The 9,723-nt window shown below is 64.0% G+C and carries 7 protein-coding genes; 1 reads left to right on the top strand and 6 read right to left on the bottom strand.

Annotation, left to right across the window (positions count from 1 at the left end; translation table 11 throughout):
• Positions 1-968: aldo/keto reductase (locus tag ACYP33_RS22445; RefSeq protein ID WP_459623980.1), on the bottom strand; the 968-nt coding region annotated here is incomplete at its 3' end.
• Between the two features lie 114 nt (positions 969-1,082).
• On the opposite strand from ACYP33_RS22445, the gene ACYP33_RS22450 reads away from it, so the two are divergent.
• Entirely contained in the window at positions 1,083-2,003 is a 921-nt protein-coding gene (locus ACYP33_RS22450; protein ID WP_459623981.1) for a LysR family transcriptional regulator, read from the top strand.
• A gap of 13 nt (positions 2,004-2,016) precedes the next feature.
• Here the strand turns inward: ACYP33_RS22450 and ACYP33_RS22455 are convergent, their stop codons facing one another.
• From ACYP33_RS22455 to ACYP33_RS22475, 5 genes are all read right to left on the bottom strand, one after another.
• A complete protein-coding gene (locus tag ACYP33_RS22455) occupies positions 2,017-2,526 on the bottom strand; it encodes a DUF4019 domain-containing protein (protein WP_459623982.1) in 510 nt (169 codons plus the stop codon).
• A 44-nt stretch (positions 2,527-2,570) separates the two neighbouring features.
• On the bottom strand, positions 2,571-3,722 hold the full coding sequence (locus ACYP33_RS22460; RefSeq protein ID WP_414448297.1) for a DUF2827 domain-containing protein: 1,152 nt from the start codon (positions 3,720-3,722) through the stop codon (positions 2,571-2,573).
• Between the two features lie 23 nt (positions 3,723-3,745).
• Positions 3,746-4,888 (bottom strand): DUF2827 domain-containing protein, encoded by a 1,143-nt coding sequence (locus tag ACYP33_RS22465; protein WP_459623983.1) that lies wholly within the window; start codon positions 4,886-4,888, stop codon positions 3,746-3,748.
• Positions 4,885-7,254 carry a YadA-like family protein gene (locus ACYP33_RS22470; RefSeq protein ID WP_459623984.1) on the bottom strand — a complete coding sequence of 790 codons (2,370 nt, stop codon included), beginning with the start codon at positions 7,252-7,254 and terminating at the stop codon, positions 4,885-4,887. Before ACYP33_RS22470 ends, ACYP33_RS22465 begins: the two co-directional genes overlap by 4 nt.
• Before the next feature lie 721 nt (positions 7,255-7,975).
• Positions 7,976-9,723: YadA family autotransporter adhesin (locus ACYP33_RS22475; RefSeq protein WP_459623985.1), on the bottom strand; the 1,748-nt coding region annotated here is incomplete at its 5' end.

Raw genomic sequence — 9,723 nt, forward strand, 5'->3', positions numbered from 1 at the left:
AGCGCGCTCACCTCATCGAGCTTCGCGAGGTCGTCCGCATCGAGCTTCACATCGGCGGCGGCCAGGTTCTGCTCGATCTGGTCGAGCCGCTTGCCGCCGGTGATCACCGTGGTCACGAACGGCTTGCTCAGCACGTAGGCCAGCGCGACGGTCGCCACGCTCACGCCGTGCTTTTCGGCGATCGGGCGCATCGCCGCGACGCAGGCCCAGGCGCGATCCTTGTCGACGGGCGGGAAGTCGAAGTTGGCGCGGCGGCCTTCGGCGTCGCTCGAACCGGGGCCGAACTTGCCCGACAGCAGGCCGCCCGCGAGCGGCGACCACACCATCAGCCCGAGCTTTTCCTCGTTCATCATCGGCACCAGCTCGCGCTCGAGATCGCGGCCGGCGATCGAGTAGTAGGCCTGAACGCTTTCGTAGCGTGCGTAATCGTGCTTGGCGGCGATGCCGAGCGCCTTCGCCACGCGCCATGCCTGCCAGTTCGACACGCCGACATAGCGCACCAGGCCGCGCGAGATCAGGTCGTCGAAGGTGCGCAGCGTTTCGTCGAGCGGGGTGACGGTGTCGGTGCCGTGGATCTGATACAGGTCGATGTAATCCGTCTGCAGGCGTTCCAGGCTCGCCTCGACCGAATCGAGGATGTGGCCGCGCGAGGCGCCGCGATCGTTCGGACCGTTGCCGACTTGCGCGAACACCTTGGTGGCGATCACCACGTCCTTGCGCGCCACCTTGAGGTTCTTCAGCGACTGGCCGAGGATCTTTTCCGATTCGCCGAACGAGTAGACGTCGGCCGTATCGATGAAGTTGACGCCGGCGGCGAGGCTGCGCTCGACGATCGTATCGGCCGCGTCCTGGCCGACGCTGGCAATGCTGCCCCACATGCCTTCCTGCTCCGGGCTGCCGAACGTCATCGTGCCGAGACAGATTTCGGACACGAACAGTCCGGTGTTGCCAAGTTGGTTGTAACGCATCGTGATCTCCATCGTTCGGCCGGCGGCGCCAGCCGTAAGCCGCTTACTATGCGCTCGCGGTCCGATGCGATAAAGTGCGCCAATCTGAACGCACTGTTATTTTCAAACATCACAATGCCGAACCTGGATTCGCTGCGGATCTTTGTGCGCGTCGCCGAAATGGCCAGTTTCACGCGGGCTGCCGAAAGCCTCGGCATCCAGAAGGGGCGGGCGTCGAACACGGTGCGCGCACTGGAGGCGGAGCTGGGCGCGCGGCTGCTGCATCGCTCGACGCGCACCGTGCACCTGACCGAGGACGGCCAGGTGTTCTATCAGCGTGCGCAGGATTTGCTGGCCGATGCCGACGCGCTGCAGACGATGTTCACGGTGCGCCACGATACGCCGCTGCGCGGCCGGTTGCGCGTGGATCTGCCCACCGAGCTGGCGCGAACCATGGTGGTGCCGGCGCTGCCGGCGTTCATCGAGGCGCATCCCGAGGTGGTACTGGAGCTGTCGAGCACCGACCGGCGCGTGGATCTGATTCAGGAAGGGATCGATTGCGTGCTGCGCATCGGCGGCCTGGTGGACGACACGCTGGTCGCGCGCCGGCTCGGCAGCCTGCGGATGGTCAACGCGGCGAGCCCCGGCTACCTGCGGCGCTTCGGCACGCCGCGCAGCCTGCGCGAGCTGTCCGAGCGCGGGCATCGCATGGTGTTCTATACCTCCACGTTCGGCCATCGCTCGGCGCTGTGGGAGTACGTGGAGCGCGGCCGGCCCGCGACGCTCGCGCTGCCGTGCGCGCTCAGCGTGAACAGCGTGCAGACCTATTACGCGGCCGGCGTGGCCGGCATCGGGCTGATCCAGGCGAGCCGCTCGCGGCTCGGCCCGTTCCTGGCGAGCGGCGAACTGGTGGAGGTGCTGCCCGATTTCCGGCCCGCGCCATTGCCGGTCTGGCTGGTGGTCGCGCACCGGCACAACCTGTCGCGCCGGGTGCGCGTGTTCATGGAATGGCTGGAGCAGGTGCTGACGCCCTACCTCGATGGCGAGGACGCCTGAGCGCTTTCGCCGCTCAATTGCCCGGAATCGCGCCCTGCGCGACGCGCGGCACGTAGCCCGTCAAATGCCAGCGGCCGTCGTTTTCGAGCCGGAAGCTGACCTTCTCGTACACCACCTTGCCCGACACCTGCGTGGTGGCGTAATCGACATTCGCATAGAGGCCGTCCGGCACGTCCTTCGCGCCGGTATAGATGATGCGCGTGACGGCGGCCCAGCCGCGGCCCTTGATCTGGCCGACTGCCTGGCGCGAGCCGCGCACGTCGTCGGCGAAATGCTGCGCGTCGTAGCGCTGCTTGACGAACGGCGCGGCGTCGTTCCAGAGATCCTGGAAGCGGCCGGCGTCGATCAACTGGAGCGCGTAGTCGCCGTCGCGCAGCAGCTCGTCGGCCGAAGTGCCGGCATTGACGGGCGCGAGCGACAGCGATTGCCCGGCCGGGGCCTGCGGCTGCGATTGAGCCAGGGCGAGCGGCGCGCAGGCCGCGAAGGCGCACAACGCGGCGCCGCGAACGATGATCGATTTCAATGGGCCTCCGGATGCCGGTTGAGCGTGGTGTCGCGTGCCGTGCTTCACCGGTACAGCGCGGCGAGCGCGTCCGTGTAGGCGGCGACGTTGTCGGGGTTGTCGATGTCGACCGAATGCAGCAGGTGCGCCGCGTTCTCGCGGTAGGCGTCCAGGTTCGCGTCGTGTTCGCGGAACGCGCGCAACAACTGGCGGCCGCCTTCCTCGCAGTCGAAATCCGGGTAGAAATAACCGCACTTGCCGAGATACGGTGAGTTGTGGACGAGCGGATAGCCGCCGTACAGCAGTTCGTAATAGAGGTAGTTCTGGGCGTTTTCCCAGGTGTGCGATATCACAGCATCGCCGTGCTGCGACATGAATTCGTACAGCGCGAAGCGGCCTTCGAACGTGGCGAGGCTGTGGTTGACGATGTCGAGGCTGCGCGCGAAGTGCACGAACGTGGTGTGTTCCTTCATGTGCAGCGCGTTGCACACGCGCACGAATTCCACGAACGACGGCTCGGCGCGATAGGCTTGCTCGGCGATCAGCATCGGGATGATGCTGGTCTTCACCATGCAGATGTTCGGCTCGAAGATCGCCATTCGCCAGCGCGCGCGGCCCGGCTGGTAGCCGAACGCGCGGCCTTCCTCCAGCGTGGCGCGCGCGCGGTCGAACAGCATCGGATGCCAGATGTGCGGCACGATCGTGACCGGGCGGCGCAGGCCCGTTTCGAGGTAGTGGCGGCACGAGTGCTCGAATTCGGGAATGGTCCAGACGCCGTCGTAATGCGCACCCGAAAACAGGAAGCCCGACGGTTTGTCGAACATCGCGCGCTCGATGTCGATCACGTAATCGTTGCCCACCCGCATCGTGATGACCTTGCCGCCGCGCGCCCGATAGGTGGCGATCCAGTCGGCGTTGAATTGCGCGCTCATCTCGATCAGCACGTCGCAGCGCGCCATCGCTTCGTCCATCGAGATCAGCGGCACGTTCCATTCGCCGAGCATCATCTGCGGATCGGCCGGCTCGGTGCCGCCGCCGTTCACCATCACCGCGTCGGCGACGAGCGGCGACTGGCGCAGCAACAGCACCAGCAGCAGGCAGTTCTGGAAGATGCCGTTTTCCCACAACGACTGGCCGGCGCCGCGCACATACAGCGAAACGCCGACCACGAGGCGCTTGCCGCCGTTCGGCAGATCACGGACGGGACTATCGGACATGCAGGTTTCTCCGCGGAATGCCGTCAGGCAACGAGGCGTTCGACGTAGGCGTCGAGATTCGCCGGATGATCGATCGACACGCGTTGCAGCACGGCGTCGGCCTTCGCACGGTAGGCGGCGAAATTCGTGTCGTGCTCGCGCCAGGCCTGGTGCAGCACGCGGCCGCCCGTGGCCGAATCGAACTCCGGGTAGTAGTAGCCGGCTTCGCCGAGCATCGGCGAATTGTGGATCAGCGGATAGCCGCCGTACAGCGCGTCGTAATAGAGGTAGTTCTGCGGGTTTTCCCATTGATGGGAAATGATGGCGTCGGCGTGCTGGGCCAGGAACGACGGCACTTCGACGCGCGGCTCGAAGGTGGCCTTGTGATGGCGCACCAGATCGAGGCTGTTGGCGAAGTGGACGAACGTGCGGTGTTCCTTCATGTGCATCGCGTTGACCACGAACAGGTGCTGCACGGCGCTCGGCTCGGCGCGGTAGAACTCCTCGGCCACCAGCATCGGGTAGTGGCAGCTCTTGACCACCGAGATGTTCGGCTCCAGCGTGGCCAGCCGCCAGCTCGCGCGGCCCGGCTGGTAGCCGAAGCGGATGCCTTCCTCGGCCAGCGCGGCGGCGCGGCGCTCGACGAAATGCGGCGACCAGATGTGCGGCATCGAATGCACCGGCACGCGCATCAGCGTGCGCAAGAGCGGGCCGGCCGTCTTGTCGTCCTTCGGCAGCATCCAGACTTCGTCGTAGGGGCCGCCGTTGAAGATGTGGCCCGACGGCAGATTGAAGATGGGGGTTTCGCAGAGGCCCGCATAGACGTTGCCGACGAAGCACATGATGAGCTTCTTGCCGAGCGTCTTCATGTATTTCAGCCAGTCGACCTGCAACTGCGCGCCCATCTCGATCACCACGTCGAGTTCATGCGAGACGTCGCGCGGGTTGACGAGCGGCACGTCGAGGCCGCCGAAATCGAGACCGGTGGGAATCTGGTTGGCGTCGCCGCCGTTGAGGAAATAAATCCGGCCGATGCGACCGGATTTTTGCAGCATCATCGCCAGGAAGGCGATGTTCTGATGGATGCCGTTTTCCCAGATTGCCTGACCATCTCGCGCGAAGAGCGAAATGCCGATGGTCAGGCGCCTGTCAGCGCTGCCAGATGAAGAATGAAGGGATTCGATCACCAGCTGTGTCCATATCCGACACCATACGTCTTGTTCTGCCCCGAGACGCCGATGCCCAGTTTCAGAATGCCGTTGGTTGCCACGTGCGCACTTGCACCGAAGGCCATGCCGGATTCGCCCGCGAATCGGGCGACGCCGATTGCCACGTTGATCGTCTTGCCTGGCTCGACCTGCGGCAGCATGGTCAGCGCGGTGGCGGCGGCGATGCCCTGGCGCGCCATCCTGTCGGTTTGCTGCACCGCCTGCTGCGTTTGCCGCACTTGCGAACCCAGCGAGCTGATCTGGTTCTGCTGACCGGCGAACGATTGTGACATAGAAGTTGTGAGCGTATTCAACTGGTTGAGGTTGACCGCGTCGGTGCCGGCGGTGCCCGCCGCGACGTTCGTGATCTGGCGTTGCTGGGTTGCACTGCCGACCGACACCACGTTCGAGCGGCCGTCGTCGGTCGAGGCCTGGCCGATGGCTACCGAGTTGGAACCGGTCGTGACCGATGGCGACTGCGCGGCCTGGAGCGGCATGTCGGCGGCGTAGATCATCGGTTTCTTCGCTTGCGCGGTGTCTGCCGTTGCCGTCGTGAACGCGGCGATCCGGTCGCTGATCGTGCCGAGGCTGGTGGACAGCGTCGTGACCGAGGCGTTCGTCGTCGACAGACCGTTGGACAGCGAGTCGATGTTGGTAGTCAGGGCGTCGATTCGGGTCGTGGTTGCCGATGCCAGCGATGCGACGTTGCCGTCGGTCGTGTTCAGGCCGGTGGACAACGAAGCTACGTGGCTGTCGGTCGTGCTCAATCCCGTGGACAGGGACGAAAGGCTGCTGTTCGTGGTTTTTTGGTCGGTTGTCAACGCGGCGACTTTGCTGTCGGTTTTGCTCAGGCTTGTGGTCAGGGAGGCAACGTTGGTGTTGGTGGTGCCGAGGTCCTTCGTCAGCGTGGCCACGTTGCTGTCGGTTGCGCCGAGGTTGGTGGTCAGAGACGAGACGTTGGAATTCGTGGTGCCGAGGTCTTTCGACAATGCGGCCACGTTGCTGTTGGTCGCACCGAGGCCGGTAGTCAGCGACGAGACGTTGGTATTCGTGGCTCCGAGGTCTTTCGACAGCGAGGCCAATTTGCTGTCGGTCGCCCCGAGGCCGGTGGTCAGCATCGAGACATGGGTATTCGTGGTGCCGAGGTCTTTCGACAACGCGGCCACTTTGCTGTCGGTCGCCCCGAGGCCGGTGGTCAGCGACGAGACGTTGGTATTGGTGGTGCCGAGGTCCTTCGACAACGAGGCCAATTTGCTGTCGGTCGCCCCGAGGCCGGTGGTCAGCGTCGAGACGTTGGTATTTGTGGTGCCGAGGTCCTTCGACAACGCGGCCACTTTGCTGTCGGTTGCCCCGAGGCCGGTAGTCAGCGACGAGACGTTGGTATTCGTGGCTCCGAGGTCTTGCGATAACGAGGCCAATTTGCTGTCGGTCGCACCGAGGCCGGTGGTCAGCGTCGAGATGTTGGAATTCGTGGTGCCGAGGTCCTTCGACAACGCGGCCACTTTGCTGTTGGTCGCACCGAGGCCGGTGGTCAGCGACGAGACGTTGGTATTTGTGGTGCCGAGGTCCTTCGACAACGTCGCCAATTTACCGTCGGTTGCACCCAACGCAGTGGACAGCGAGCCGATCTGCTCGCCCGACCGGGTCATGCCGGTTTGGAGTTGGGCGACGGTTGCCGCGTCGGTTGCGGCTGCACCGTCGGCCACGTTGGTGATGCGGCGCAGTTGGGTCGTGCTGCCGATCGACATCTCCGATTTGGGTGCCGCCTGATCGGTCAGATAGCCGAAGGACGTCGGTGGGGAGTCGGCCGTCTGGCTGTGTTCGCCGATCGCGATGCTGTTTGAATACGATGCAAGCGCATCTCTGCCAATTGCGACACTGCCCGCGGTATTGGCCCGAGACTCTAAGCCGATCGCGAGGCTGGCCATGTTAGTGGCGTGGGCCTTTGGGCCAAGCGCGAGACTGGCTATGCCTTTGGCTTCAGACGCTATGCCAAGTGCGAGGCTGCCTGCGCCAGCAACGTGGGATTTTGTGCCAATCGCAATGGATGCTTGGTCCTCGGCAACCGAGGCGCGGCCGACAGCAATCGAGTTTCTGCCCGACGCAGTCGCACCTTGCAGGTCGAAAATATCGCTGCCGATTGCAGCCCACTTTTTCGTAGCGGCCGGCATGCCGCCGTCCGCCGCCTGCGCGCCTTGGCCGATCAAAACGAGAGCACACAGCGCCGTGGAAACGGCTTTTGCCACGGTGGATTGACCGGGCTTGCCACGCGCCGAATCTTTCTCTGATCCGGCTACCCAGGCTTTAATCGATTCATTCCAAATGGGGCGATAGTTGTGATTCATGTTACGTTTCTCCGTGAGATCAATATATAGCCTCGGATAATGTCGGTATTTATTTCCGGTGGGCTTAGGTAAATATTTCAGTGCGCGGAGTGTATTGCAGAAAGCAAATTGAAATGTAGATATTTTGAGATCTGTAAACGTATGATTTTTCCCAATGTGGAGTTTTGTCTAGATTCCCAATTAATTGTATTTTTCGGGCGTGATTCGGCTCGGATGGCCGATTGACGGGGCTTCTGGCTGTTCTGTCGCGGTGATGAATTTCAGGGGCGGAAGTGTCGATCGCCAATTGATCGTGGAGGTGGCGTAAATCGAGCGGCTCGATCCTCGTTTTCGAGATGTGGAAAGTGGTAATTCGGCGATTATGTTTTTTTGTAATTATTGTGAAGTGAGTGATTAAATAGCCGGCAATTTGAATTTGTATGATGGGATTGTCATTGAAACGCGTGCGCCGGAGTTTATTTTTTTGAGCGTTCGGCGGGGAAGGCGCAGGCACGAGCAACGCGCGTCGGGTTGCATGGCAACCCGATGGATCGACGCGTGACGTTCGGATTAATGGGGCGGGCCGTGTGCGCCGGCGCACGAATGCCGGGCGCAGCGCACGCCCGAATCGCAGCCGGCGTTGCGCCGGCTGTTCAGATCGCCTGATCGTCTTTCACGACGCGCGTGAGGGAGACGATCAGGTGCTTTTCAGAGCGGTGAGGCGGAGGTAACGGCGAGTCGATTACCAGCTGTATCCATACCCGACACCGTAGGTCTTGTTCTGGCCCGAGACGCCGACGCCCAGTTTCAGAATGCCGTTGGTCGTTACGTGCGCACTGGCGCCGAAGGCCATGCCGGATTCGCCCGCGAACCGGGCAACGCCGATCGCCATGTTGATCGTCTTGCCTGGCTCGACCTGCGGCAGCATGGTCAGCGCCGTCGCCGCGGCAATGCCCTGGCGCGCCATCTTGTCGGTTTGCTGCACCGCCTGCTGGGTTTGCTGCAATTGCGAGCCCAGCGAGTTGATCTGGGTTTGCTGACCCGCGAACGACTGCGCCGTGGAGGTGGAGAGCGCATTCAACTGGTTGAGGTTGACTGCGTCCGTGCCTTGCGTGCCCGCCGCGACGTTCGTGACCTGACGTTGCTGGGTCGCGCTGCCGACCGACACCACGTTCGAGCGGCCGTCGTCCGTCGAGCCTTGGCCCAGTGCGACCGAATTCGAACCTGCCGTGACCGACGGCGCCTGCGCGCCCGCTGCCGACATGTCGGCGGCGTAGCCGCCCGAGCTCAGCGATCGCGTGGTGTTGTTCGCCGCGGTGGTCGAGAGCGAGGCCACCTGGGCGCTGACCGTGCCGAGGCTGCTCGACAGCGAGGTGACCGACGTGTTCGTCGCCGACAGGCTCGAGGACAGCGAGCTGAAGCCGCTCGAGGTGGTGGTCGACAGCGACGCCACGCTGCTGGTCGTGGTCGACAGGCCGGTGGACAGCGAACCGGTGGTGGTCGAGGTCGAGCTGGACAACGACGCCACCGATGAGGTGGTTTGCGACTGCGAGGTCGACAGCGAGCCGACCGACGTCGAGGTGGAAGTGGACAGCGCGCTCAGCGAGGTCGAGGTCGAAGTCGATAGCGACGCCACCGCGCTGGTGTACGACGAGGCCGCGCTGCTCAGGCTGGTCGACAGCGACGCCACGGCCGAGTTGGTCTGGAACAACTGGCTGCCGTTCACGGCGTCGGTGCTGGTGGCCGAGACGCGGCCTGCCGCGAGGTTCGTCAACTGGCGCTCGAAGCCTGGCGAGCCGATGCTCACCACGCCCACCGGCGAGTTGCCCGCGAAGTTGCCGAACGTCATGTTGCCGACCGTGGCCGAGCTGACCGGCACCGCCGCCGAGGTGATCGCGCCGCTGCCGATCGCCACCGAGTTGTCGATGTTCGCGACCGCGTTCGGGCCGATCGCGACGCTGTCGACGCCCGTGGCCACCGAATCCGTCGAACCCGCCGACGTGTTGGTGTGGAAGTACTTGATGCCTGTCGAGTTGATGCTGTCGAGCGCGCTGCCGATGTTGTCGACCGTCGCCGTGGTGCCGTTCGCCTTGTACGTCGTGTACGACGGCGGGGTGATCGCGCCCGTGGTCGGGTCGTACGTCGCGCCGCCGCCGAGTGCCGAGGCGATGCTGTTGCCGACCTTGCCCGACGAGTTCGCTACCGATGAGCTGACCGAGGTCGACAGCGAACTGACGCTGGTCGAGGTCGAGGTGGACAGCGAGTTCAGGTTGCTGTTCGTCGAGGCCAGGCCGGTGGACAGCGAGCCGGTTGCCGTCGACAGCGAGCCGAGGCTGGTCGAGGTCGAGGACGACAGCGAGGCGATGTTGCTGGTGGTGGTGCTCAGGCCTGACGAGAGCGAGGTGACGTTGCTGTTGGTGGTGCTGAGGCCGGTGGACAGCGAGGTGACGTTGCTGTTGGTGGTGCTGAGGCCGGTGGACAGCGAGGTGA

The organism is Burkholderia sp. 3C (assembly GCF_054589155.1).